The sequence below is a fragment of the Glycomyces paridis genome, from assembly GCF_004912155.1.
GTDB lineage: Bacteria > Actinomycetota > Actinomycetes > Mycobacteriales > Micromonosporaceae > Glycomyces > Glycomyces paridis.
In genome coordinates this window covers 161,231-185,510 of sequence record NZ_STGX01000012.1, presented here as the reverse complement: position 1 = coordinate 185,510, position 24,280 = coordinate 161,231, and the positions used below count along the sequence as shown (strand labels likewise).

At 69.0% G+C, this 24,280-nt stretch carries 22 protein-coding genes; 10 read left to right on the top strand and 12 right to left on the bottom strand.

The window, feature by feature from the left end; translation table 11 throughout:
- Positions 1-117: 117 nt before the first annotated feature.
- Positions 118-654 carry a histidine phosphatase family protein gene (locus E9998_RS16850; protein ID WP_136530847.1) on the bottom strand — a complete coding sequence of 179 codons (537 nt, stop codon included), beginning with the start codon at positions 652-654 and terminating at the stop codon, positions 118-120.
- Positions 655-769: 115 nt separating this feature from the next.
- Between E9998_RS16850 and E9998_RS16845 the strand changes: the two genes are divergently transcribed.
- Together E9998_RS16845 and E9998_RS16840 are read left to right on the top strand one after the other, a co-directional pair.
- Positions 770-2,236 carry a pentapeptide repeat-containing protein gene (locus E9998_RS16845; protein ID WP_136530846.1) on the top strand — a complete coding sequence of 489 codons (1,467 nt, stop codon included), beginning with the start codon at positions 770-772 and terminating at the stop codon, positions 2,234-2,236.
- Between the two features lie 31 nt (positions 2,237-2,267).
- Positions 2,268-3,431, top strand: a complete 1,164-nt coding sequence (locus E9998_RS16840) for a hypothetical protein (RefSeq protein ID WP_136530845.1) — start codon at positions 2,268-2,270, stop codon at positions 3,429-3,431.
- Positions 3,432-3,766: 335 nt separating this feature from the next.
- Here E9998_RS16840 and E9998_RS16830 read toward each other — a convergent pair whose 3' ends face one another.
- The 6 genes from E9998_RS16830 to E9998_RS16805 form a co-directional block, all read right to left on the bottom strand.
- Positions 3,767-4,603: an MBL fold metallo-hydrolase gene (locus E9998_RS16830; protein ID WP_136530843.1), complete on the bottom strand. Its 837-nt coding sequence runs from the start codon at positions 4,601-4,603 to the stop codon at positions 3,767-3,769.
- 167 nt (positions 4,604-4,770) lie between these two features.
- Positions 4,771-5,289: a hypothetical protein gene (locus E9998_RS16825; RefSeq protein ID WP_136530842.1), complete on the bottom strand. Its 519-nt coding sequence runs from the start codon at positions 5,287-5,289 to the stop codon at positions 4,771-4,773.
- 2 nt (positions 5,290-5,291) lie between these two features.
- On the bottom strand, positions 5,292-5,657 hold the full coding sequence (locus E9998_RS16820) for a helix-turn-helix transcriptional regulator (RefSeq protein ID WP_204745493.1): 366 nt from the start codon (positions 5,655-5,657) through the stop codon (positions 5,292-5,294).
- An 84-nt stretch (positions 5,658-5,741) separates the two neighbouring features.
- Positions 5,742-6,164, bottom strand: a complete 423-nt coding sequence (locus E9998_RS16815) for an RNHCP domain-containing protein (protein ID WP_136530840.1) — start codon at positions 6,162-6,164, stop codon at positions 5,742-5,744.
- A gap of 11 nt (positions 6,165-6,175) precedes the next feature.
- Positions 6,176-6,535 carry an RNHCP domain-containing protein gene (locus E9998_RS16810; protein WP_136530839.1) on the bottom strand — a complete coding sequence of 120 codons (360 nt, stop codon included), beginning with the start codon at positions 6,533-6,535 and terminating at the stop codon, positions 6,176-6,178.
- A gap of 358 nt (positions 6,536-6,893) precedes the next feature.
- Positions 6,894-10,109, bottom strand: coding sequence for an AfsR/SARP family transcriptional regulator (locus tag E9998_RS16805; RefSeq protein WP_136530838.1), 3,216 nt, complete (start codon positions 10,107-10,109; stop codon positions 6,894-6,896).
- A gap of 213 nt (positions 10,110-10,322) precedes the next feature.
- Between E9998_RS16805 and E9998_RS16800 the strand changes: the two genes are divergently transcribed.
- A complete protein-coding gene (locus E9998_RS16800) occupies positions 10,323-10,727 on the top strand; it encodes a hypothetical protein (RefSeq protein ID WP_136530837.1) in 405 nt (134 codons plus the stop codon).
- Positions 10,728-10,865: 138 nt separating this feature from the next.
- Positions 10,866-12,104, top strand: coding sequence for a D-mannonate dehydratase ManD (gene manD / locus E9998_RS16795; RefSeq protein ID WP_136530836.1), 1,239 nt, complete (start codon positions 10,866-10,868; stop codon positions 12,102-12,104).
- A gap of 8 nt (positions 12,105-12,112) precedes the next feature.
- Here manD and E9998_RS16790 read toward each other — a convergent pair whose 3' ends face one another.
- The gene (locus E9998_RS16790) at positions 12,113-13,309 is read right to left on the bottom strand and encodes a PucR family transcriptional regulator (RefSeq protein ID WP_136530835.1); all 1,197 of its coding nucleotides are present in this window, start codon (positions 13,307-13,309) and stop codon (positions 12,113-12,115) included.
- Positions 13,310-13,590: 281 nt separating this feature from the next.
- Between E9998_RS16790 and E9998_RS26950 the strand changes: the two genes are divergently transcribed.
- The gene (locus E9998_RS26950) at positions 13,591-14,202 is read left to right on the top strand and encodes a helix-turn-helix transcriptional regulator (protein ID WP_136530834.1); all 612 of its coding nucleotides are present in this window, start codon (positions 13,591-13,593) and stop codon (positions 14,200-14,202) included.
- A gap of 114 nt (positions 14,203-14,316) precedes the next feature.
- Here E9998_RS26950 and E9998_RS16780 read toward each other — a convergent pair whose 3' ends face one another.
- Complete coding sequence (locus E9998_RS16780; protein WP_240037652.1) at positions 14,317-14,751, bottom strand: YdeI/OmpD-associated family protein; 435 nt, start codon at positions 14,749-14,751, stop codon at positions 14,317-14,319.
- Positions 14,752-15,177: 426 nt separating this feature from the next.
- Here E9998_RS16780 and E9998_RS16775 point away from each other — a divergent pair, with 426 nt between their 5' ends.
- Positions 15,178-16,647 carry a non-reducing end alpha-L-arabinofuranosidase family hydrolase gene (locus E9998_RS16775; protein ID WP_420842449.1) on the top strand — a complete coding sequence of 490 codons (1,470 nt, stop codon included), beginning with the start codon at positions 15,178-15,180 and terminating at the stop codon, positions 16,645-16,647.
- Positions 16,648-16,752: 105 nt separating this feature from the next.
- The gene (locus tag E9998_RS16770; RefSeq protein ID WP_136530832.1) at positions 16,753-17,853 is read left to right on the top strand and encodes an RICIN domain-containing protein; all 1,101 of its coding nucleotides are present in this window, start codon (positions 16,753-16,755) and stop codon (positions 17,851-17,853) included.
- A 1,055-nt stretch (positions 17,854-18,908) separates the two neighbouring features.
- Here the strand turns inward: E9998_RS16770 and E9998_RS16765 are convergent.
- From E9998_RS16765 to E9998_RS16755, 3 genes are read right to left on the bottom strand one after another with little or no spacing between them, the layout of a single operon-like run.
- Positions 18,909-19,280: a GntR family transcriptional regulator gene (locus tag E9998_RS16765; protein ID WP_136530831.1), complete on the bottom strand. Its 372-nt coding sequence runs from the start codon at positions 19,278-19,280 to the stop codon at positions 18,909-18,911.
- Complete coding sequence (gene cutA, locus E9998_RS16760) at positions 19,273-19,623, bottom strand: divalent-cation tolerance protein CutA (RefSeq protein WP_204745491.1); 351 nt, start codon at positions 19,621-19,623, stop codon at positions 19,273-19,275. The genes E9998_RS16765 and cutA overlap by 8 nt, the downstream gene beginning before the upstream one ends.
- A complete protein-coding gene (locus E9998_RS16755; protein WP_204745490.1) occupies positions 19,607-20,230 on the bottom strand; it encodes a helix-turn-helix transcriptional regulator in 624 nt (207 codons plus the stop codon). The genes cutA and E9998_RS16755 overlap by 17 nt, the downstream gene beginning before the upstream one ends.
- A 194-nt stretch (positions 20,231-20,424) precedes the next feature.
- Between E9998_RS16755 and E9998_RS16750 the strand changes: the two genes are divergently transcribed.
- The 3 genes from E9998_RS16750 to E9998_RS16740 all read left to right on the top strand — a co-directional run bounded on the left by E9998_RS16750 (position 20,425) and on the right by E9998_RS16740 (position 24,279).
- Positions 20,425-21,354: a hypothetical protein gene (locus tag E9998_RS16750; protein ID WP_136530830.1), complete on the top strand. Its 930-nt coding sequence runs from the start codon at positions 20,425-20,427 to the stop codon at positions 21,352-21,354.
- A gap of 301 nt (positions 21,355-21,655) precedes the next feature.
- A complete protein-coding gene (locus E9998_RS16745) occupies positions 21,656-22,978 on the top strand; it encodes a replication initiator (RefSeq protein ID WP_204745489.1) in 1,323 nt (440 codons plus the stop codon).
- A complete protein-coding gene (locus E9998_RS16740; RefSeq protein ID WP_192907110.1) occupies positions 22,975-24,279 on the top strand; it encodes a site-specific integrase in 1,305 nt (434 codons plus the stop codon). The genes E9998_RS16745 and E9998_RS16740 overlap by 4 nt, the downstream gene beginning before the upstream one ends.
- The last annotated feature ends 1 nt before the right edge of the window (position 24,280 follow it).

Below are 24,280 nucleotides of genomic sequence, written 5' to 3'. Positions count from 1 at the left end.
GACCAGAACAACGCACCAGAGACGAAATAGTTACGGGTTCTAAGCCCGCTCTCACCGTCGACGCCCGGACCCGCCACGGCGACATCGTCATTCGCCGCGCGAGCTGAGGCGCCGCCGCTACTCGACGGTGAAGGTCCAACCGGGCTGCCAGACGAAAGGCGCATCCACCAGATCCTTCATCGACGCGCCGGTCAGCAGGTGCAGAAGCGCCCACCGGTTCGCAGAATGCGCGATCACCAGCACACGCCGACCGCCCCACCGCCCGGCCAGTTCCCCGAGGAAGTCGCGGGTGGCCGCAACGACGTCGTTGTAGCTCTGCCCGTTCGGAAACGGTTCCTCAAAGAACCGCGACCGCGGCACCGGGAAATCAGCGACCGGACGACCATTGAGGTCCCCGTAATCGCACTCCCGAAGACGCCGGTCTTGGAGGAGTGGAAGATCAGTGCCCGCAAACGCGATCCGCGCCGTCTCTACCGCCCGATCCAGGTCGGAACTGTAAACGGCCGCCAACCCGTCGCCCCGTCGCCGATCCCCTAGCTCGGCCGCCACGACCCGCCCACGCTCGGACAACCGCCCGGGAAGCCACCCGGTGGCGATGCCGTTCTCGTTGTCCTCGGTGATCGCGTGCGTCTCATAGACGAGTTCGACTGCCATGACGCCTCTTCCGTTGCGGGGCAGACCAGAATACAAACGCAGGATTTTCCGGCGCTGAGTCCGCCCCGGCATTTTGAGACCCTTTCATGTTGGTCGTGTCCGATACCCTCGGACGATGCCCCCCTCTCAAAGGCTCGCCCAATGGCGAGACCTCTTGCGCCAACGCGGCAACGCCCTCCCGCCGCAACGCGCTCGCGGGCCCAGGCCGATCCGCACGCGGGTCCTGTGGCTGACCCTCGGCATCGCCGCCCTCGGCGCCTGGTTGTACTTCGACGTCCAATCCGACTTGATCGACCAGGTCGGCACGGCGACCTCGCTTGAGCTGACCCAGCTCCGGCTCGACACCGTACGCAACACCCTCACTGTGGCGGCTGCGATCGGCGGCGCGGCAGCGCTGTTGCTCAGTTTCCGCAGACAGCAATACGACGAGTACCACAGCACCGAACAGCGCATCACCGAGCTGCGAATCCAGGCGGTGCAGCAATTGGGGTCCGACAACCCCACAGTCCGCATCGGCGGCCTCCACAACCTCGAACGCCTCGGCGACCAGCACCCGGAACTCCGGCAGGTCATCCTCGACGAGATTTGCTCGTTTCTGCGGCTTCCTTACACGCCAGAGACACCGCGAGAGGCTGATGCGACGACCGAATCCGATCCGTCTGCCGGAGGCGTACGGGAGCCGGGTCGAAAGGTCGACGCTCAGCGCGAAGTGCGGCTGATCGCGCAGGAAATCCTGCAACGTCGACTGCGCAAGCGCAGCGATCGCGACGACCGGCCGGTGTGGAGCCACGAGCGGATCAATCTCAAGAACGCCGTTCTTCACGACCTGAGCCTCAACGGTTGCGCACTGAATAACGCCGACTTCACTAACGCCACCTTCAAGGGCGACACAGACTTCAACGACGTGACATTCGCAGATGATGCGGACTTCGAGGGCGTGATGTTCAACGGCGCCGCGTACTTCAAGCGAGCGACGTTCACCAGCGATTCGCATTTCAGAGACGCAAGGTTCACCCGTACCGCGTACTTCATGGGTGCGGCAATCAAGGGCGCGGCGGACTTCATGGGCGCAGCGTTCAACGGCGCGGCGGACTTCAAGAATGCAGCGTTCCACGGCGACTTGTTCTTCAGGGACGCGACGTTCACCCGCGCCGCGTACTTTGTGAACGCGACATTCACCCGCGCCGCACTTTTCGTCTACGCGACGTTCACCGGCGACGCGGACTTCAGGAACGCGACGTTCACCGGCGAAGCATCCTTCAGGAGCGCAGCGTTCACCACCGGAGCGTCATACGAGGGGGCGACGTTCAACCGCACCGCATCCTACGGAGGCGCGAACTTCAACCGTGCCGCCAACTTCAAGAGCACGACATTCAACATGGGCGGTAACTTGAGGGCCGCAACGTACTCCCATGTCAACCTCAAAGGGTCGCGGGTCCGGTCGGGCGCGCGGATCTCTCTCCCTGATGGATGGTCTCCTGGCCCTCTTGACTACGGCTATCGCTCGATCGTTCCAAGCTCCCCCACTGATTCAGGGGAAGAAGCGCCTAGCGATGTGCCTGAGGGTGAGGCGGTACCTTGACCTTGCCGACCACTGATCCGCGGAGGCGTCGATGAGTGACGATCGGCGATTCGAATCCGATCCGCCACCTACCGAGTTCAAGGTGAACGGCGGTGACATCCAGAACCTGATTCAGGTTGGGACCGTGCACCACCTGCACGTCGGTGTTGAGAATCGGGGCTGCGATCATGACGGCGAGTGCGGGCCGTCGATCGCCTGCCGGTGTGCCTGCAGCGGGCCTCGGGCGGAGCCGTTCGACCTCCCGCAGTTGCGAGCTTGGATTGCCCGGATCATGGTCGACCTCCAAGGGTCCAGCGGCGATCACGAAGCCCGGCGCGCACATCTGGCGGCCGCATACGCGGACACTTCCGACGCGAGACCGGCGGCGCACAAGAACATGGTGCGCAAACTCGTGGTATCCGGGATCGCCGCGTATCTCGTCGCCGCCGAGCCCGTTCCGACCGGGCCCGTACCCGAACAGGTACTGCTCGATCTGATCGTGTTCGGCATGTGGCCGGTGATCACGGCACGCAAACTGCCGCCGCAGTGGCAGGGAGAGCTTGCGGAGCTGACGTCCCCACGAGTCGCCGCCCTTGTCGCGCAGGCGAGACGGTCGAAGACCAAAGACCGCGACCTCGCCGTCGAGCATTTTGCCGCAGCCGTCGCCGCCCGCAGCCTTGCGAACGCCGTCGCCAACCTCTTCGAGGACCTCGCCGATCCCCGCCGCGGCGGTGCGCTGCTTCTCGCCCTCTTCGCCGCGGGTCGCCTCGGACTCTCCAAGGTCGCGACCCCGGAAGGCCCGTTCCCGCATCTGCCAAAGGACCCCTCGCCGGCAGACCTGCATCGCACCGCCAGGTCGCTGCTCCTGTGGGCCTTGGGCATCGCCACCGGTGTCGCCGCGACCGAGGCCGTCCGCCACCACGCTGCGATCGAGGAGTTCGCCGAAGGCGTCCTCGACGGCTTCACGCTGCCGACCTTCGAGGTCCACCCATCGACGGTCGCCTCCTGGCTGACCGATCCGGAACCAGGCGACCGTGAAGCCGGAACCGACGAAAGCGGCGACTCGGACGGCGGTGGCTCAGGAAGCGGAGGCGGGGATGACTTACCTGGTCAGCATCTCGTTCATCGACGCCTTCCTGGGATGCGGCTGGGCGCTCCTCATCATCGGCAATATCGCCTTCACCATCTGGCTCATCCGGTTTGGAATCAAGAATGACCGGGAGGCCGCGGAGATTCCGACGAGGTCGACCCCGGATTCGCGACCGCCCTCTCGGACATCGTCGCTGCGCCGCTTCCTGAACCGATTCCCGGAAACCGCCGTGGTCCAACGAGCCGACAACGCCTGGTTCGTGATCGTCTACGCCCCCGAAAACGACGAGGAACTACAGGTCCCGATCCCGCCCCGCCTGATTCGCGGAACCCCGTTCGAGCACATCAACGAGCCTCGGACCAGACCGGAGCGAATGGCGACCTTCCGCCGACGAATCCCATAACCCCCAAGGCGCTTGGGCCCCGGGCCTTCGGCCCGGTACGAAAGTCCGTGAACACGGCCTAACCGGAGGTTGCACCGCGTTCGTGGCGTTCGGCGAGGCGCTTGACTTGGTCGGCGCTGATGTCGGTCGTCCACTCCCAGCCGGGCTTGGCCGTGGCGCCGACGCGCAGGTCTCCGGGGACGCGGCCCTCTTGCAGAGCAAGGACATAGGCGCGGTCCCGTTCGATCCGGGCGCGCAGCTCGTCGGCGTCGCCGACCGACCCGTGGCCGGGGATGACGACGTCGACATCGCCTGCCACCGCTTTGAGCCGCTGTAGCCCGAGCAGGTACTCCTCGGTCGGGTCGTTGGTGTCGTTCAGCGTGTCGAGGTTCGGGACCAGGACGTCGGAGAGCATGTCGCCGGCGATGAGCACTCCGCGCTCCTCGACGAGCAGCGCCGCATGGCCGGGGGCGTGCGCCGGGTGCTCGATGATCCGGACTCGCGTTCCTTCCCAGGGGATCTCGGTCGCCCCGGCGGGCAGGCCGGTGATGAGGCCGAACAGGTCCAGCGGGGTCTCGTCCGCGATCTCCGGGGGCAGCGACTCGGCGGCGAGGGTCCTCCAGTCGGGGCTCGACCGGAAGTCCCGCATGAAGGCCGCGCAGCGGGCGGTGCCGTAACGGGGCGCCTCGCCGAGGTCGGGGTGCCAGAGCACGTGGTCCCAGTCGGGGTGCGTCGCGAAACCCGCCGCGACGCTCCGGCCCGACTCGCGGAGGTCGCCCGCGAGGCAGGCCAGCTCGGCGTCGGTCAGCCCGGGATCGACCACCAGCACACCGGCCGGGCCCTCCACGACGACCGCATTGTTCTCCAGCAGCGCGCTCTGATGGGTCCACACGCCCTCCGCGACCTGGGTCAACATTCGGACGCCTCCTCCGCAAGTTCTGCAACCACTCCACCTGGACGGTACGCCAGACACCGCGCCACGACCGCGGGCCCCGCCTCAGCGCTCCCGCGCGAAGGGCGATCCGACCCTCACCCGCCAGGCCACCCCCGTTGAAAAGTCTCAGCCGCAGTCCGCAACACGGCCTACCCCTGGGTTCGAGTTCGATCCCTGATCCGACGTACTGCCAGACCCGTCAGCACCGCGTGAATCGGCACGATGGCAAACAGCAGAATCACCAGGATCGGCTCAAAGACCTCAAGCACGAGAATGAGCGCCGCGGCCCCGATCAATCCGGTGCCAACCGCAAAATTGAACCAGAAGCCAAGAACCACGGATTCGATACGTCGGCTGAAGCGCTTGACGCCACCTTGCGCGCCTTCGTTGCGGGGACGCAGTTTCACCGCGACCTTGAATTCGCGTGCCATGAGAGGCAGGCGGATGGTGCGGCTGAGCGCGTAGATCAGCTGCGAGAGGCCGCCGGGGGTTTCGGCGAGCTCGGCCTGCCACTCCTCCAGATAGCGTGCCGAGGTCGCTTCGTCGCCGAGTCGGCCGGCGGTCCATTTCAACAGGCGGTGTGCGATCCGGGGCGACCACTCGACCAGGAGCGCCAGCAGCAGGGGGATCAGAATCGTCGTCGCGACGTACGCCGAGAACTTGAGCATCGTCAGGCCTTCACTCCACCCAGGCAGGTCATGATGATGTGCGCCAGGCCCAGTCGCCCGGGGCGCGCGCCGGGGCTGGCGGCCGGTCGTCGAGACGCGATGAGCGCCCGTGCAGCCGGCGCGTAGTCGCCGTGGAGTTCGTAGAAGCGCCGACGCGGCCGGTCGAGTCGCTCATCGGTGTCCGGCTCCCAGTGGCTGGTGACCCAGCCGTGTTTTTCCAGGCGCATCAGGATGAGTGCGATGCTGCCGCTGGAGCGGTCGAGGATCTTCGCGATCCGCAGCCCGTAGAGGTTCGTCTCGGCGGAGGTCAGCACCTCAAGGACGTCAAGGGTCGCCGGGGTGACCCGGAACGGCGGCTTCTCAGTCATCATCCAACTATAGCTAGCTTTAGATAGAAGATCAACGGGCCATGGATGCGGGATGCCGGTGCGACGCACCGGCATCCCGCCTCATCAGAGGTTGAGCAGGGTTCGGTTGGCCCTGTTGGTGTCCTGGAGCGGCTTGAGGGCCAGGCGCATCAAGGCGAGGGCGTTGTCGTCGCCGGCGATGCGGTTGGTGCTGAGTTCGCCGCAGTGCAGGCATTGGTGCACGATCATCCACTCCCCGTCGGGCCGGGTGAAGACGGCCAGCGCCTCCATCCGGCCCCCGCAGTCGGCGTCGCGGTCGCCGGGGATGCGGCGGTCGACGTGTCGGCTGGTCAGGCAGTTGGGGCAGTGGTTGCGGTGTGAGGTTCCCGGCGCGTCCAAGGAGACGTCGAGACGGCAGCCGACGCAGCGGAAGTCGTTCCCCCGATGCCCATCCCCGGCGTGCAGGACGTCCTTGTGCCGCTGTCGCCGCTGGTCGGTCTGTCCGCGCGGTCGCGTGCGTCGAGGCATGGCCGCACCTCCTACAGACTGCCGAGGGCTTCGAGCGGGAACGGCGGCTGCGCGAGCGGGCGGACCGCCATGCGCATGAGGATGAGCTGGTTGTCGTCCGCGCACACCGGGTTCGAGGTGAGTTCGTCGCAGCGTCGGCAGCGGTGGATGAGCATCCAGTCGCCGGTGCGCAGCACCGCGATGGCGATCGGGCTCATGCGACCTTCGCATGCGCTCGCGCCGCCTTCGACGTGGTCGGTGACGTGCTTCGAGTGCATACAGGACGGACAGTGGTTGCGTTCCGCCCCTTCGGAGACGTATTTGGTGGTGGTCAGGCCGCACCATGCGCAGGTGAAGATGCTGGTCTTGAGTCTGTTGTCGGTGTTGGACACCCTGGGGCTCCTTGCTGAAGATGGTCTTCGCTGACAGCAAGAGCAGGCCGAGCGGTCTCGGTCGAACGGGCGCACGCATCCGCCGCCTCTCCAGGAGGCGTAACGGGGCGAGGCGATTCGTCGGCATCGTGGTCCGGTCGCCGCACACGAGGTGGGGCGAGATCATCGGACTTCTAAGCGATGCTGCGAGGCGCGCTCGGCTCGTACGGGGACATCAAGACCACTTTCTAGGGCGTAGGAGCCCGGTTCACCGTCCGCGACGTGCGGACCCGATCAGGGTAGGAACCCCGGCCGAGACCTGTCAACGCATTATCGCTCGTGCCGACGGAATCGCGGTCGGCCTCGATCCCACGTGCGGTCAGGGCGCCAGGACTGCCGCGACCAGGTCCTTCCAGGGGGTCTCGCCGCCCGCTTTCGTCGCTTGCGCGAAGGCCTCGTCGCCGAGGCGCTCGTTGACCGCGGCCTTGATCCTCGCGATGTCCGGCTGCGAGTGGTCCTCCATGCCGCGCACGACCGTGCTCGCCGCGAGCAGTTTCGCGGCCTCCTCAAAGCGTTCGCTGCGCAGCGCGAAGTCGGCGACGCCGAGGATCACCTGGGCGAGCGCCGGTGCGGTGCCGGTCGCCTCGGCCGCTTCGCAGGCCGCGGCGTGGTGGGCGCGGGCCGTGTCGAGGTCCGTCGTGAGGCGGCCGAGCAGGTGCTGGGTGACCGCGGTGATGTGCGGGAGTTCGGCTTCGGCGCCGAGCACGGAGCGGATCGCGTCGATCTGGCGATGCGCCTCCTCGGCGTCGCCTTGCCATTGCGCCAGTTCGGCTTTCGCGAGGGCGAGCTCCACGAGCGAGTCGGGCCAGGCGACGCCCTCGGCGAGCCGGGAGATTTCGGCGAGCGCGGCCCGGGCCGCGTCGGGGTCGCCGTCGAGCCAGTGCAGTTGGGCTTGCCTGGAGCGGAGGCGGATGACGTCGTCGGTGGCGCCGAGTTCGGCGACGGCCGCAATGGACTGTCCGTAGTGGGCACGGGCTTCGGCGAAGTCGCCGACGACCGCGAGTCGCTCGGCGAGTTCCGACTGCGCGAAGGAGATGCCGAAGCGGTCGCCGATGGTCCGGAACTCGGCGAGGGCCCCTTCGAAGTACGCGTCGGCCTCAGAACCGCCGAGACCCAGCAGGACTCGCATCTTGCCGAGTTGGAGCCGGGACATGGCGCGGACCCACGGGTCCGTGTCGTCCAGAAGGGATTCCCAGGCGGTGAGGATCTGGTCGGGCGCCTCCAGCATCTGCTGCAAGGGCGCGCCGAGGGCCAGGAGCGGGTAGCGGGCGGGGCCGTCGGGGCCGAAGCGGTTGGCCTTTCGGATCCACCCTTCGGCCTGGTGCTCGTCGGCGCGGCCCGAGGTCAGGAAGGTCACGATCATCGCGGCGACCATCGCCTGGACGGCGCCGTCGACCTCGCCGGGCAGCTCGGTGGCGGCCATGATGAGTTCGACGCCCTCGGCGCGGTGCCCGCTGAGCCACCAGTAGTAGCCCGCCGACGCGGCCAGGCGCATCGCGTCGGCGGCTTCGCCGGCCCCGATCGCGCCGCGCATCGCCGCGGCGAGGTTGTCGCTCTCGCCGTTGAGGACCGCGAGCCAGTGGAGCTGGTCGGTCCGGCGCAGCAGCGGCTCGGCGGTCTCGGCCAGGTCGGTGAAGAAGGCGAGGTGCGCGCGCCGCGCGAGGTCCGATTCGCCGGCCTCGGCGAGGCGCCGGGCGGCGTACTCCTTGACGGTGCCGAGCATCCGGTACCTCGGCGCGCCGTGGCCCTTGGTGACCACAAGGGACTTGTCGGTGAGGGCGGTGAGGAGTTCGAGCACGTCTTCGGCGCTGACAGCGCCGTCGTCACCGAAGCCACTGTGGACCTGACCGCGTTCAGAGGCGCCCTCGGATCCGGGGCCGCGCACCGGTTCGTCCGCAGCCTGGTCCGCGCAGACCCGTTCGGCCGCTTCGAGACTCGCGCCGTCGGCGAACACGGCGAGGCGCCGCAGGACCGCGCGCTCGGCGTCGCTGAGCAGCTCCCAGCTCCAGTCGACCACCGCGCGGAGGGTCTTGTGGCGCGGCAGCGCGGTGCGGCTGCCGCCGGTGAGCAGGCGGAAGCGATCGTGGAGGCCCCCGGCGAGCTGGTCGGCTGACATGGTGCGCAGTCGAGCGGCGGCCAGTTCGATCGCGAGCGGCATCCCGTCGAGCTCGCGGCACACGCGGACCATCGCCGCGAGGGCGGCGGGGTCGACGGCGAGGTCCTTGCGGACCGCACCGGCGCGGTCGAGCAGGAGCCGCACGGCGGGGGCGTCCGCGGCGCCCGGCGTGGCGTCGTCCTCGGGCAGTTCGAGCGGATCGACCAGCCACAACGCCTCGCCGGTGATGCCGAGCGGCTCGCGGCTGGTCGCGAGGACGCGCAGGCGGCGGCACTCGCCGAGGAGGCGTTCGGCGAACACCGCGACGGATTCGACGAGGTGCTCGCAGTTGTCGAGGATGAGCAGCGCCTCCCTGTCGCGGACGGCCGCGATGAGCCGCTCGGTCGGGTCGGCGCCCGCGGCGTTGCCGAGCAGGGCGTCACGCAGGCCGAACGCGGCGAGGGCCGCCTGCGCCACGTCGGCGTCGGCGTCGATCGCGGCCAGTTCCACCAACCACACCCCATCGGGGGTGCCGGTCAGGAGCGAGCGGGCGGCCTCGGTGGCGAGGCGGGTCTTGCCCGCGCCGCCGGGGCCGATGAGGGTGGTGAGGCGGTGGTCGGCGACGAGCTCGCGGACCACCGCGAGGTCGTCCTCGCGGCCGACGAAGCTGGTGAGCTCGGCGCGGAGGTTCGTCTTCGGCGGGGCGTCGGGCGGCGCCAGCTCGCCGCGCAGCAGCGCGACGTGCAGGGCGGCCAGCTCGGGTGAAGGGTCGGCGCCGAGGGCGTCGACCAGGGCCTCCTTCGTGCGCTCGAAGACCAGCAGGGCCTCGCTGCCGCGCCCGGCCGCGGCGAGCGACCGCATGAGGGCGGCCACGAAGCGCTCGCGCATCGGGTCGGCGTCGACCAGGTCGGTGAGCTCGTCGACGAGCCCGGCGCCCCCGCCGTCCGCGGTCTCGGCCTCGTAGCGGGCCTCCATCGCGGTGAGCCGCATACGTTCGAGACGCGTGACGGCGGCGTCGAACGCCGCGCTGTCGGGCAGGTCGATCTCCTGCATGGCCGCGCCGCGCCACAGGCCGAGGGCCTCGCGCAGCAGCGGCAGGCGCCCGGCCTCGTCGTCCTGCGCGCGGGCGATAAGCCGCTCGAAGCGCACCGCGTCGACCGATTCGGGCGCCACCTGGAGCCGGTAGCCGCCCGCCTGGCCCTCGACGGTGACGCCGGGAAGGACCTTGCGGAGCCGGGACACCAAGCGCTGCAACGCGTTCGCCGCGTCAGCGGGCGGCAGCTCGCCCCAGATCCAGTCGACGAGGGTCGACCGGGGCACGACGCGCCCCGCCTCCAGCGCGAGCGCCACGAGCAGCGCCCGCAGGCGGGCGCCCGGCACGTCGGCCGAGGTCCCGTCCTCGGCGCGAACCTCGAATGACCCCAGTATCCCGATGTGCACCCGGCCGATCTTGCCACGCCTGAGGCCCGCGCGCCAAGGGCGAACCCTGAGAACCCCGGCGGGCGTGGACGTCCGCGCCCCCAAGGGTGCCCGCCGAGCCCCGGCCGCCGTGTCAGCGGGCGTGTCAGTGCGGCGTCAGGGCGGTGACAGAGCGGGCCCCCATAGTTGCCTCATCAAGCGAACGACCAGCACCGCAACGAAGGAGCCACCGCAATGACCGTCGAACTCACCGCCCAGGACGAGACCACCATCCGCACCGCCGCCTGGGGCACCGTGACCCTGCTGTCCTTCGCCGGGATGTCCGGCTCGGCGCACAAGGTCGCCACCGACGCCGCCCTGGCGCTCAACGCCGCGACCGGCGTCGTCGGGCACGTCCTCGCCGAGAAGGCGCACTCGGTGAAGATCAAGGGCAAGTCGGCCGCGGCCGTCGCCGACCAGGTGCTGCCCGCGCTCACCGCGTCGGTCGCGCTGCTCGCGGCGCAGGACGGGGCCGAGGCCGAGAACTTCCGCTCCACGATCAACGTCGCCGTCGCGGCCGCCGAGCGCGCCCACAAGGGCGAGCCGAGCCCGACCCTGGCCGAGATGATCCGCAAGATCAACGGGGCGCTCGACGCCTGACCGCACCAGGACGCCGCCGCGCCGCCGAGACCGTACAGGGTCGCGGCGGCGCGGCGGCGTTCGTCCTCAATAGACCGATCCGTGTGACGGGAGCGCAACCGGTTGACAATCCCTCGCCCGCTTGTTTGAATTGCCGCCGTGATCATCGACCGCGCCGAAGTCATCGTGACCAGCCCCGACCGGAACTTCGTCACCCTCAAGCTGACCACCGACGACGGCCTCACCGGGATCGGCGACGCCACCCTCAACGGCCGCGAACTCGCCGTCGTGGCCTACCTCAAGGACCACGTCGTCCCCCTGCTGCTCGGCCGCGACGCCCACCGCATCGAGGACACCTGGCAGTTCCTCTACCGCTCGGCCTACTGGCGGCGCGGCCCGGTCACGATGGCCGCCATCGCCGCCGTCGACACCGCCCTGTGGGACATCAAGGGCAAGGCCGCGGGCATGCCCGTCTACCAGCTCCTCGGCGGCGCCTCCCGCAACGGCCTCCTCGCCTACGGCCACGCCTCGGGCAAGACCACCGAAGAGCTCTTCAACTCCGTTCGCGCCCACCGGGAACAGGGCTACCGGGCCATCCGCGTCCAGACCGGCGTCCCGGGCCTCAAATCCATCTACGGCATCGCGTCGAACGCGACCTACGAGGCCAACACCGGCGTGCGCTACGACCACGAGCCCGCCCAGCGCGGCGCCCTCCCCAGCGAGGAGGACTGGGACACCCGCTCCTACCTGCGGCACGTGCCCGCCGTCTTCGAAGCGGTGCGCTCCGAGTTCGGCCCCGAACTGCCGCTGCTGCACGACGCCCACCACCGCCTCACCCCGATCCAGGCCGCGCAGCTGGGCAAGTCGCTCGAACCGTACGACCTGTTCTGGCTCGAAGACGTCACCCCCGCCGAGAACCAGGAGGCCCTGCGCCTGGTCAGGCAGCACACCACGACGCCGCTCGCGATCGGCGAGATCTTCAACTCCGTCTGGGACTACCAGCAGATCATCCGCGAGCAGCTCATCGACTACGTCCGCTCGGCCGTCACCCACACCGGCGGCATCTCGCACCTGAAGAAGGTCCTCGACTACGCCGCCCAGTACCAGATCAAGTCGGGCATGCACGGCCCCACCGACATCTCGCCGGTCGGCATGGCCGCCGCGATGCACCTGGGCCTGTCGATCCACAACTTCGGCATCCAGGAGTACATGCGGCACGGCGCCAAGACCGACCAGGTGTTCCGCCAGTCGTTCACGTGGAACGACGGGTACCTTCACCCCGGCGACCGGCCCGGCCTCGGCGTCGAACTCGACGTCGACGAGGCCGGCAAGTACCCCTACGTCCAGGCCTACCTGCCGTTCAACCGCCTCCACGACGGCACCGTCCACGACTGGTGAACCGGGCCTTACCGGTCCCAGGCCTGGTGGGGGAGCTGCTCCCACGCGTGGCAGGCCGCGACGAGCTCGGCGACGTCGCCGGGGCGCGTCAGGCTCCTGCCGGTCACGAGTTCGATGCGGCGCAGGCGGTGCCGGATCGTGTTGGGGTGGCAGACCAGCGCCTCCCCTGTCGCCTGCGCGGACCCGCCCGCCTCGATCCACGCCGTGAACGTCTCCAGCAGGAGGTCTCGGCGATCGGCCGGCAGGTCGAGGAGTCCACCCAGGACGGTGCGCGTGGTCTCCTGGGCCGCATCGGGAGCGGACGCGACCAAGACGTTCATGGGGTTGTCGCGGAACTGCTCGACCACCACCGTGCCCGTGTGCCGCTGGAGCACCAGCTGCGCCAGACCCAGCGCCCACGGCGCGCGCCGCAGCGACGTGAAGACCGGGCTCACCCCGACCGGACCCGTCGCATGGCGCCGCACGGTCTCCAGCACCGACGGCACCCGCGAGGCCTTCTCCAGCGACAGGACCCCCACGAGCGACTCCTGCCCGAGGTGCCACACCGAGGCGACGTCAGCCGCCGCGAGGTGGGAGCCGATGCGCGGCAGCGGATCGCGGCCGATCACCGTGGCCGCCGCCACCACCGCGAACTCCCCTTCGACCGGCAGCCGCAGCTGGTCGGCCACCTCGACCATCGTCGCCAGGCCGATGTCGCTGGACAGCAGCACGTTCACCAGCGCCGCGCGCTCGCGCTCCCGCGTCAGCAGCAGGTGCTGCGCCTCCTCGCGGTAGGCGTGGATGAGCGTGTCGCCGACGAGGTTGTGCAGGTGGAACCAGTTGCGGGACATGTCGACCACGAGATCGCCCGAGATCGGCGGGTCGAGCCTCGCGGCCCGGATGATCGCGTCCCAGGTCTCGTCGTAGCCCATCCGGAACGAGGACAGCAGGTCCGCCAGCGGCAGGCCCACCTGCGCGCGCGAGCGCCCGGTCTTCGCCGCCATCGCCAGGTCGAACTTGCGACCGGCCAGGCGGTCGAACGCGTCCTCGACATTGGCGCGCACGGACTCGAACACGACCTCCCGGGTCGCCACCGCGCCCGTCGCGTAGATCGGGATCTCCTTGAAGATCCGGTCGGTGATGCGATCGGCCAGCGCGGGGACGCCGTCGCCGATGCGGCGGATGACCTCCTCCGCGGTCTTGCCGGTCGACTCTATCGTCCCCACTGACACCTCCGAGGCGGTCGATCCCCCGGATGGTAGCCGCCCGCGACCAGGGGTGTGCCGGGGAACAACGCCCCCGGCCGAACGCTGTCGCGCGTGCCAACGACCGCGGGCGCGCTCACGCGTCAATCTATACAGTACGACGCAGCGCCGCCTGATCCTTTGCGACGGTTGCCGTCCGTGCTCGCGACACCGCCCGCGCCAGCCCGCGCGGCACCCGCCGCGCCCGCCCCGCGATCACACCACGGACCCGAATCCGGTGTCCACGGCCGACAGGAAAAGCCATGCTTTCGGTACTCATCTGCTCCCGCACCTTCGCCGCCGCGCAGCGGATCGCCGCCGCCACCGCCCGCCGCGGCATCGACAACAAGGTCCGCATCGCCGGGAGCGGCGAGGAGACCCTGTCGATGCTGGTGAAGCGCCCCGCCGAGGTCGTGATCATCGACGCCGCCGTCGCTCTTCCCTACGGCGCCGCGTTCCTCGCCCGGATGCGGCGCACTTGGCCGCGCACCGCGAGCATCGTCGTCGGCGCGAGCGGCCCGCAGCTGACGGCCGAAGCGGTGAACGCCGGCGCTCGGGGCGTCTTCGGCACGGGTGAAGAGGCCGACGAGCTCGTCTCCGCGCTCGTGTGCACGATGCTCGCGAACTGGCCCCGCGAACCGGTCGTCCCCTCACCGAGGCCGGTCGAGTCGATCTACGGACTGCCGTTGACCGCAAGGGAACTCGAAGTCCTGCGCGCGATGAGCGACGGCCTCGGCAACGCCGAGATCGGCCGCCTCCTCTTCCTCAGCGAGGACACCGTCAAGACCCACGCCCGGCGCCTCTACCGCAAGCTCGGCGCCCGCGACCGCGCCCACGCGGTCGCCACCGCGTTCCGGACCGGCCTCATCACCTGACCGTTGTGCCGGGAGCCGCGCTCGATCGCCCGTGCGGCCTCGTGCCTTGCTTCGCCCCCGCTACCGGGTCCGTGATCCGTGCGCGCTGACGACCAGGCGACGTGCCTCGCCCATTCACTCGCGCAGTGCCGCTACGAGGTCCGCGATGCGTCTCGCCCGCGTTTCGGGACGCTTCGCGGCCTCCACGGGCCGCACCCGCTCCCGCTTGCGGCTCTCGGTGAGCGCGTCGAAGGCCGCGCGGGCGGCAGGGTCGGCGTCCAGCGCCGCCGCGAGGTCGGCCGGCACCACCGCGACGCGCGGCTCGGTGTCGAGCACCAGCTCGACCTCGACCTCCTCGCCGACCGCGACCCCTGCGGCCTGCCGGTTCGCGTTGCTCAGGCCGATCAGGAACCGCCCGCGCATCACCGCGATCCGGCTCCGCCACGTGTGCCCGTTGACCGTGATCGCCACCGGCGGCCGCTTGCCCTCGCCGAGCGCCTCGACCACCTCGGGCGGCACCTCCAAGCCCCGCATAGGCTCCGGCGGTTCGACCAGACTCCGAAAACGCACGCTGCACTCCTCACCACTGCGCGACGGACTCCCGTCGCCCCCTCGACCTTCCCCGATCGTCGCAGCTACGGCGCCCCGAACAGGCGCGATCGCCGCAGAACCCACAGCGTTGCACGCCCGACCACGGAGGAGACGGCCGCGTGGAGCGTCCGCGCCGCCCTGACCGCCTCCGGCCCGGAAGAGCGGTCGGTCCAGCTGTTGACTAAACATCGATACTTCTCTATAGTTCGAATCGTCCAAAAACATCAGATGTTTCGGAACCAGGTTGCGATATGTGAGCGATAACAAGTGTTTTCCGTGCTCGCGCCCGCTAAGAAGGATCAGATTTCTCGATCCTGTCCCGCCGGATCCGAGGCCCATCCGTAGCGATGGACCCGCAACCCCATGACCCGACGAACCTCGACTAAGGAGGCCACCATGGCCTGGATGGAAACCCCCAAGAGCCGCAGGCGGATGCTCATCGGCGGAGCCGGCGTGCTCGCCGGGGCCGCCGCCGCGACCGTACTCAACCCGTTCGCCGGCTCGGCTGCAGCCGCCACCGTCGACACCTCCGCCTGGTATGTGCTGGTGAACCGCAACAGCGGCAAGGTCCTGGACGTCAGCGGTGTGTCCACCGCCGACGGTGCCGCCCTCCACCAGTGGACCCGCGCGGACTCCTACAACCAGCAGTTCCAGTTCGTGGACGCCGGCGGCGGCTACTACCGGATCAGGGCGCGGCACTCGGGCAAGGTGCTCGACGTCTACAACTGGTCGACCGCCGACGGTGCCGCCATCAACCAGTGGACCGACCACGGCGGCGCCAACCAGCAGTTCCGGCTGGCCGACTCCGCCGGCGGCTACGTCCGCCTGATCAACCGCAACAGCAACAAGGCTGTCGAGGTCCAGGGCGCGGGGACCGGCGACGGCGCGAGCGTCGTGCAATACAGCGACTGGGGCGGCGCCAACCAGCAATGGCAGCTCGCCCTCGTCGGCGGCGGCACCGGCGGCTGCGGTCTTCCGTCGTCGTACCGCTGGACCTCGACGGGGCCGCTGGCGCAGCCGAAGAACGGGCAGGTCTCGCTCAAGGACTTCACCGCCGTCCGCCACAACGGCCAGTACCTCGTCTACGCGACGACGCACGACGCCGGAGACGCCTGGAACTCGGTGGTCTTCAGCCCGTTCACCAACTGGTCCGACATGGCCTCGGCCGCCCAGACCAGGGTGACGAGCTTCAACCCGGTGGCCCCGACGCTGATCCACTTCGCCCCGAAGAACATCTGGGTGCTCGCCTACCAGTGGGGCTGGCCGTACAAGTTCTCCTACCGCACCTCGACCAACCCCGCCGACCCCAACAGCTGGGGCCCGCACCAGGAGCTCTTCAACGGGACCCTCCCCGTGAACAACCCCATCGACCAGACCCTCATCGCCGACGACCAGAACATGTACCTGTTCTTCGCCAACGACGAAGGCCAGATCTACCGGGCCAGCATGCCCCTCGGCAACTTCCCGAGCAGCTTCGGCACGAACTACCAGCTCGTCATGAGCGACACGAAGGCGAACCTGTTCGAGGCGGTCGAGGTCTACAAGGTCCAGGGCCAGAACCAGTACCTCATGATCGTCGAGGCCATGGGAAGCCGTGGTCGCTTCTTCCGCTCGTTCACGGCCACCAGCCTGAACGGCACCTGGACGCCGCAGGCCGCGACGGAGAGCAACCCCTTCGCGGGCAAGGCCAACAGCGGTGCCACATGGACCAACGACATCAGCCACGGCGACCTGGTGCGCACCAACCCCGACCAGACCAAGACCATCGACCCCTGCAACCTGCAGTTCCTCTACCAGGGACGCGACCCCGGCTCCGACGGCATGGACTACGGCCTCCTGCCCTACCGGCCGGGTCTGCTTACCCTGCAGCACTAGCGGCGCAGATCCGTCCCGGGTGTTCCCGAGGCAACGGGCGGGCTCGGCACGACACCGAGCCCGTCCCGCTCGACATCCCAGGCCTATGAATGCGAGGAGCAGATGATGCGGACAAGAGCAAGATGGCTCGGAGCGGTCGCGGCGCTCGGTGCCGTGGTGGCCATGGTGATGGGACCGATGAGCCCCGCGAGCGCGGAGTCGAACGGCGGGGTCCGGGTCATGCCCCTCGGCGACTCCATCACCGAGGGCACCGCCACGCCGGGCGGTTATCGGATCGGCCTGTGGCAGCGCCTCGCGAGCGGCGGGTACACCACGGACTTCGTCGGGTCGCAGTTCAACGGCCCTTCGAACCTCGGCGACCACGACCACGAAGGCCACCCCGGCTGGCGCATCGACCAGATCGACGCGAACATCGTCAACTGGCTGAACACCTACCAGCCGCAGACCGTCCTGCTGCACATCGGCACCAACGACATCCTCCAGAACTACAACGTCTCCAGCGCCCCGAACCGGCTGTCCACACTGATCGACCACATCACCTCGACGGCGCCGAACGCCGAGGTGTTCGTAGCGCAGCTCACCCCGCTCGGGTGGGGCGAGGCGGACGCGGCGGTGAACAACTTCAACGCGGCGATCCCGGGCATCGTGCAGAGCAAGGTGAACGCCGGCGAGAACGTGCACCTGGTCGACATGCACAGCGCCCTGACCGCCGCCGACCTGGACGACGGCGTCCACCCGACCGCCGCCGGATACGACAAGATGGCCGCGACCTGGTACGCCGCGCTGCGATCGGTGCCTGGCAGCATCGGCACGGCGGACGGCACCGAGATCGTGGGCGCCCATTCGGGTCGTTGCCTCGAGGTCACCGGGATCGGCACCGCCAACGGCACCGACACGCAGCTGTGGGACTGCTGGGGCGGCTCCAACCAGCAGTGGACGTACACCGCCGGCAAGCAGCTCACGGTGTACGGCAACAAGTGCCTGGACGCCTACGGCAAGGGAACCACCAACGGCACCAAGGTGGTGATCTGGGACTGCAACGGACAAGCCAACCAGCAGTGGAACCTCAACGCCGACGACACCATCACCGGAGTGCAGTCCGGCCTGTGCCTCGACGCCTCGGGCTGGGGCACCTCCAACGGCACGAAGGTCACGCTCTGGACCTGCGGCAGCGGGCAGGCCAACCAGCAATGGACCAGACGGTAACCACGGCGTGCCGGCCCGCAGCCGGTTGAGCACGACAACATCGGCGCCCCTGCCACCGGGAGCAGCCCCGACAACCGGCCCGCTCCGACCCGCGTTCATCGGGCTTGTCACGCAATCACCCTTGGAACAGCGAAGAGCGGTCATCAACCCGATGACCGCTCATTTAACAAATATTCGAACTGGTGGAGCTTAGGGGATTCGAACCCCTGACCTTTTCCATGCCATTGAACTAGACGACTAGACCTCTATGGTTTGGGCGCTAGAAGGGCCCGCTAACGATAGCGGGCCCTCCGCTAGCGATAGCGGCGCCGCTAGCACCTGATTCACCCTCTGACCTGCGTGATAGTAGCTAGCACCCTCGACGCCGAACCCCCGAATGCGGCTCTACAGCGGGTTTCAGAGGGTCCCGGCGCGCTAGCGCTAGCAGGACCCGCGCTACCGGTAGTAGTTGCGCCACCGCCTCACCCGTGTTTCAGCCCAGGGCACATCGGTGTTGCCACCTTGCCGAAGTCGGCGACGGAGTCGACGGCGAGTAGCCCAATCGGCATCCTGCGGTGATGCCGCCGCCCGCCCGCCTGCCCGCCCACGGCGAGACCTGAACGCCGTTCGGTGCGTCCAGGTTCTCAGCGCTGCCTGGAGTCCTCGCCGGACCACGTTGGCGCGAAGCCGATCAGCGGTGCTCGGATTGCCACGGTCCCCTCGTCGCTGCCAAGCGCCCCGCGCTCACCGTGATCCGTGTCGGTGCTTTCGTCGGCGGCGGCGCCGGGCGGGACCGGCGCCAGCCGCACGCCCGCCCCGAGCGCCGACCGCCAGGCGCGCTTGCGCGCCCTTGATCCAGTAGAGAAAGTTTGGACACAGGCAGGGGAAGCGAGTTGGTAGCGGCAAGGCAGGGGGCCTGAGAGAGGCCGTGAGGGGAGGAAATCCGGGGAAACAGGGGCGTCTCTTCGGGCGGCCCTTGCTGCTACACCGCAGGTCAGCGGCGATAGCGGATGTTGTAACGGCTGGTAGCAGATGACTCCCGCTACCAGCCGCTACAGCATCTGCTACACCTGCCGCTACGGCTCCTGCGCCTGTTGGCGCTCCAGGCGGGCGACCTGTTCTGAGAGGCGGACAACCTGAGCCTGTAGATCGTTGAGACGCGCGAGGATGGCCTCGTTGGAGGTCGGATCGATCGGAGGGGGTTCGACGTCCTCGCGTTCCAGGACGAGCGTTCCCCGGCCCTGAATCGCCCGTACGAGGCCTTCAAGCTCAAGCACTTCCACGGCGGCCCGCACGGTCATCCTCGCCACCTTGAAGTCATCGTCGGCAAGGGACGACTGAGAGGGCAGGTAGCTGCCGACCGGATAGACCCCGCTCAGGACGCGGTTGCGGAGTTCGTGCGCGATGCGCAGGTACGCGGGATTCCTGCTGTCTGCACTGTCAGCCATCGTGAACGCCTGTCCCCGAGGAAGGCTCGCGAGTCTCCGCGACGACCCACGCCTGATAGTCCGGGTTGGCCTCGACCACCGGCATCGAGAGAACACACGGCACGTCGTATGGGTGCTCCCGGTTGGTGGCCGCGACAATCTCGGCAACCAGGCTCTGTCTGGTGTGGAGCATCACCCGTGCCTCGGTCTCCTCCTGCACTGAGCCGTCCCATCGATAGATGGAGCGGATCTCGGCCAGGTTGTGCCCGCACGCGGCGAGACGTTCGGCCACGAGTCGCCTGGTGAACTCACGCAGCCAACCCGCGTCGGGGGCGGTGATCACGACCTCACAGATCGGGTCCACTCTGCTCCTCCTGCTTGAGTTGGACGATGAGGGAGTGGGCCTCTTCCTCGGTCCGCCCGATCGCTCCCCAGCCTGTACGGATGGCACCGTCGTAGCTCATGCCGACCCATCGGCCGATCATGTGGATGCCGTGGGGATGGACCGTGAAGTAGAAGCTTCCCTTGGAGCGGACCGCGCCGTCTTCGGCGGCGTACCAGCCGATGAGGACTTCGTTATCCCAGAGGCGCAGCTCGCCCTTCCAGTGGTACCCGCCATCTTCGACGGCGATCCCCCGAGTCGTGGTCTCCACCCGAAGCTGCTCGCCCTGCTGGCGAATGTCGACTTCCTGCGCGGTAACGACCTCCTCGTGGTCCTTGGAGGTCTGCCAGCTGGCCCACCAGTGGCCCGACAGATCGACGCGATGGGTGGACAGGCCGGCCAGCTCATCCACCGAGATGCCGAGCGCCGTTGCGACCTTGACGGCGACCGGCAGGGTCGGGTGTGACTCGCCGTTCTCGTAGCGCCGCATCTGTCGGGCTTCGACGCCGACGAGCTTCGCGAGAGCCGCCTGTGACAGGCCCTGCTCCTCGCGCTTCTGCTTGATGGTTTCACCCATCTCCACGGTCATCGCCTCCTCTCCTTGAGGACGTTCATGTCCTCTAGCAGGGACTTTACCGTCTTCTGAATATAGGACGTATCCGCCCTTGACGAGGTCATTCATGTCCTCTATCGTAGGGACAGAAACGTCCTTCGACAAGGACGGAAATGCCCTAGCGAGCGGGAACTCGCTAGGGCGAAGCACTCCACGACGGGAGCTTGAAAATGACGTTCGTCCAGGCTAACACCGAGTCCGCCCCCACCGCCTCCTCCGTTCCGGTCAATCCGGTCTCGGCGATCCCCGCCAGCTCCGAGGCGGACTTCACCGTCCCGGGCTTCTTCGAAGACGAGGAGCCGGTCCTGGCCGGGCCGGGCGAGACCCGTCCCTTCTACACCGCCGACCGCCTCTCCCACGCGGAGCTGGTGGCGGCCTTCTACGTCTGCGACCGAACCGAACTGCCGACCGTGGCGACCTGCCCGCTGCGCGAGTTCGAGGCCATGGCCGTCAACGCCGTCGAGCGCGTCGGCATCCGTGCCATCCGGGAGCTGTCGATCCTGACGGGTTGCCCCAAGGTCGCGGCGAGCTGCGGGCGCAGCGAACGCATGATCCAGGCCCAGGCCTTGGCCCGCGCGTACCTCGACATCGCCGACCTGCTCGACGTCGGCGTGTTCTTCGGCGGCGGCTGCGACGTCGACAACGTCTGGGCGGGCCTGACCGCGTGGATGTCCGCCGTGGTTTGCGGCGCCGACCTCCCGCTCACCGAAGCCCTTGCGGCCCTGCCCAACCGAGCCGCCGGAACCGCCGATCTGTGCACCGAATCCGACGAGGCGGCCCCGCTCGTCTCCCGCTTCGGTGGCCGCGCCTTCGCCATGGTGCTCTACCTCGGCGGCGTCGAGCTGCCGAGCGCAGGCGTGCTGTCCCTCGATGACTACGAGGACCTCGCCCGCGTCGCCGTCGCCGGTCTCGGGTCCGACTCCATCACTCAATTGATGGACGGCATCACTCGGTGGGACATCGAACTTGGCCCGGCCGACCTGCCGAACGCGGCCCGCTTCGAGGCCGCCGCCGCGCTCTCCCGCGACGCCGCCGACCTCGTGCGGGCGGCCCGGTACCGCAAGACCGTGGCGCGCTTCGAGGCTCGCCTCTCTCGCTAGGCCTCGCCGTACCGGACCCGTACCGGTACGGCCTCTTGGGTTCCGGTCGGGCCTCCCGGCCGGTTCTTCCCGTCCGCCACCCGGCCCGTACCGGCCCGTACCGGTACGGCCCTGGGCCCGGCCCGTTCTGGGCGGCCCGTTCTTCCTGTCTCGTTCCGACCGGTCCTGCACGACCGGTCCGAACTGTTCCCCGTGCACGACAAAGGGGCCCGGCCCTGCACGGCCCGGCCCCCTCTAGTGAAATCAGGTAAAGCCTATGGTAGCAGCAGCTACGCCGACCAGACCGCCCACAGAGGATGCCATGGCGGCGTTCGTGGGCTCCTCGGCGTTCCCGCAGTGGCGGGCCCGCGTCGAAGGCGTCGGCGGGTGCGCCCGGCCGGTCAAGCTCAATGCCCGTACCACCCTGCGAACCACGTTGCCGCACAGCCGCCTTGAACTGTCCACTAGGGTCGAAGACCGGTCGGTGTGGGTGCGGTGCGGTACTCGGCGGGCCGCCTCGTGCCCGGCCTGCTCGGCCCGATACGAGGCCGACGCGTACCACCTGGTTCGGGCCGGTCTGTGCGGCGACGAGTCCAAGGGCGTACCGGTCGCCGTGGCGGCCCGGCCCACCGCGTTCGTGACCCTGACCGCCCCGTCCTTCGGGCCCGTCCACAACCGGCCCGGTACCCGGCCCTGCACCTGCCGGGCCTGGCACCGCGAAGACGACCCGCGCCTCGGCACACCGATCGACCCGGCCGGGTACGACTACGAGGCCGCCGTCCTGTGGAACAACCGGGCCGGAGCGCTGTGGGCCGACTTCACCCGCCGGGTCCGCCGCGCACTCGCGCACGCAGGCGGCCTCACCATCCGCGACTCGACCCGGGTCCTCGCCCTCTCCTACGCCAAGGTCGCGGAGTACCAACGACGCGGACAGGTCCACTTCCACGCGGCCGTCCGCCTCGACGGGCTCGGCGGGCACGCATCGAACCCGCCCGCCTGGGCAAGCGCCGACGTCCTCGCCGACGCCGTGCGCGCCGCCGCCGCCGGAACCGAGGTCCTCGCCGAGCGCGCCGACCGAAGCCCGCTCGTGCTCACGTGGGGAACCCAGCTCGACATTCAAGCGGTCGACACCGGGTCTGCGAGCACCGCCACCAGCGGACCGGCGCAGGTCGAAGCGGGCAAGGTCGCGGCCTACATCGCCAAGTACGCCACCAAGTCGACCGGCGTCACCGACGGCGTCGACCACCGCGTGAGCGCCGCCGAGGTCGAGCGCCTCAACGCCTCCGCGCACGCCAAGACCATGATGCGCACCGCCCTCGCCCTCGCCGAGGTGTCACACCTGGCGGGCCTGAAGCTCGGCCATTGGGCCCACATGCTCGGATACCGAGGCCACTTCCTGACCAAGTCCCGGGCCTTCTCGACCACCTTCGCCGCCCTCCGAGGCGCCCGCGCCGCCTGGACCATCGCTCAGCACCAACTCGACCACGGCGGCCCGGACCTCGTGCTCGACACCGAATGGACCGTGATCGGCTTCGGCTACCGCACACCCGAAGAGCACACCTTCGCCGCCGCCATCGCCGAACGGTCCCTATCCCGACTCAAAGACAAGCGGCCCACCGTGGCCGGAACGGAGACCTCCAAGTGAATACGAGCAAGAAGAAGGGCCGGTACGGCGAGGGCACGGTGTTCTGGGACAAGCGGCGCAAGCGCTGGATCGCGCGGGTCTCGGCGGGCGCCAGGCCGGACGGCACGCGAGACGTGCGAGTTGCCGAGGGGCTCACACCCTCCGACGCACAGGACAAGCTGAACGGGCTCAAGGCGGAAGTCGCCGCCGGGGTCGACGGCGGGACCACCTACACGCTCGCCGAGGCGTGCGAGGCCTGGCTCGCCTACGGACTCAAGCGCCCCGACGACCACCCCACCAAGGTGAAGTACCGCTCTCTGGTCAACGCGAACATCGTGCCGCTGCTCGGCCGCGCCCGGCTCAAGAAGCTCCGCGCCGAGGACATCGACCATTGGCTTGCCCAGATCGCCAAGGACCACGCCACGTCCACGGTGAAGGTGCTGCTCGGCCTCCTCCGGCGGATCATCCGATTCGCCGAGGCGCGCGGCAAGGTCATGCGCAACGTCGCCGAGCTCGTGGACCCGCCGGACGGGCAGGCGGGCCGCCCGTCGAAGTCGATGACGATCGAGCAGGCGCACGCGGTGCTCAAGGTCAGCCGCGGTTCATGGCTCCACGGCTACATCGCCCTGTCGGTGTTCACCGGCGTCCGCACCGAGGAGGCGCGGCCGCTGCGGTGGCGGAACACGCACCTGAACCCGGTAGCCGGCCAACTCTGCACGTGCGGCGAGCGGCACCGGGAGTCGGTCGCCCCGCACGTCGAGGTGTGGCGCTCGGTGCGCACCAAGGGCGACACCAAGACGCCGAAGTCCCGCCGCACGATCGCCTTGCCCCGCCAGGTCGTCACGATCCTCAGCGCCGTCCGCGCCGCCGCCGAGGTCGACGCCGAGGACTCCGGGCGCGCACTCCGCGCCGAGCACTACGTGTTCGCCTCCGAGGCCGCCACGGTGCGCGACGCGGCCAACGTCCGCCGCGACCTCCGCAAGGCCGTCAAGGCGGCCGGGCTCGAAGGCACTTGGACGCCACGGGAGTTCCGGCACACCTTCGTCTCGCTCATGGCGTACGCGGGCGTCCGAGAGGAGCTGATCGCCGACCTGGTCGGGCACCAGCGGACCAGCACCACGCGCACGGTCTACCGCCACCAGCTCCGGCCCGTCATCACCGCAGGCGCCGAGGCGCTGGACGATCTGTTCGACAGTGGACAGCTCGGAGCGTTAGGTATCAAGAATCCGGGGTCTGACCTGCGGATACGCCACTCGATGAGTAGCAAATTGGGTAGCGAAAAGGCCACAAGGGATAACCTTGTGGCCTGTTTTGCCTGGTAGA

Bases quoted from the DNA above. Each gene is read 5' to 3' on its own strand.
- E9998_RS16745 (WP_204745489.1), top strand. From the start codon at position 21,656: ATGGCGGCGTTCGTGGGCTCCTCGGCGTTCCCGCAGTGGCGGGCCCGC.
- E9998_RS16770 (WP_136530832.1), top strand. From the start codon at position 16,753: ATGCGGACAAGAGCAAGATGGCTCGGAGCGGTCGCGGCGCTCGGTGCC.
- E9998_RS16750 (WP_136530830.1), top strand. From the start codon at position 20,425: ATGACGTTCGTCCAGGCTAACACCGAGTCCGCCCCCACCGCCTCCTCC.
- E9998_RS16775 (WP_420842449.1), top strand. From the start codon at position 15,178: ATGGAAACCCCCAAGAGCCGCAGGCGGATGCTCATCGGCGGAGCCGGC.
- E9998_RS16840 (WP_136530845.1), top strand. From the start codon at position 2,268: ATGAGTGACGATCGGCGATTCGAATCCGATCCGCCACCTACCGAGTTC.
- E9998_RS16815 (WP_136530840.1), bottom strand. From the start codon at position 6,164: ATGCCTCGACGCACGCGACCGCGCGGACAGACCGACCAGCGGCGACAG.
- E9998_RS16820 (WP_204745493.1), bottom strand. From the start codon at position 5,657: ATGACTGAGAAGCCGCCGTTCCGGGTCACCCCGGCGACCCTTGACGTC.
- E9998_RS16830 (WP_136530843.1), bottom strand. From the start codon at position 4,603: ATGTTGACCCAGGTCGCGGAGGGCGTGTGGACCCATCAGAGCGCGCTG.
- E9998_RS16800 (WP_136530837.1), top strand. From the start codon at position 10,323: ATGACCGTCGAACTCACCGCCCAGGACGAGACCACCATCCGCACCGCC.
- E9998_RS16825 (WP_136530842.1), bottom strand. From the start codon at position 5,289: ATGCTCAAGTTCTCGGCGTACGTCGCGACGACGATTCTGATCCCCCTG.
- E9998_RS16755 (WP_204745490.1), bottom strand. From the start codon at position 20,230: ATGACCGTGGAGATGGGTGAAACCATCAAGCAGAAGCGCGAGGAGCAG.
- E9998_RS26950 (WP_136530834.1), top strand. From the start codon at position 13,591: ATGCTTTCGGTACTCATCTGCTCCCGCACCTTCGCCGCCGCGCAGCGG.
- E9998_RS16845 (WP_136530846.1), top strand. From the start codon at position 770: ATGCCCCCCTCTCAAAGGCTCGCCCAATGGCGAGACCTCTTGCGCCAA.
- E9998_RS16765 (WP_136530831.1), bottom strand. From the start codon at position 19,280: ATGGCTGACAGTGCAGACAGCAGGAATCCCGCGTACCTGCGCATCGCG.
- E9998_RS16850 (WP_136530847.1), bottom strand. From the start codon at position 654: ATGGCAGTCGAACTCGTCTATGAGACGCACGCGATCACCGAGGACAAC.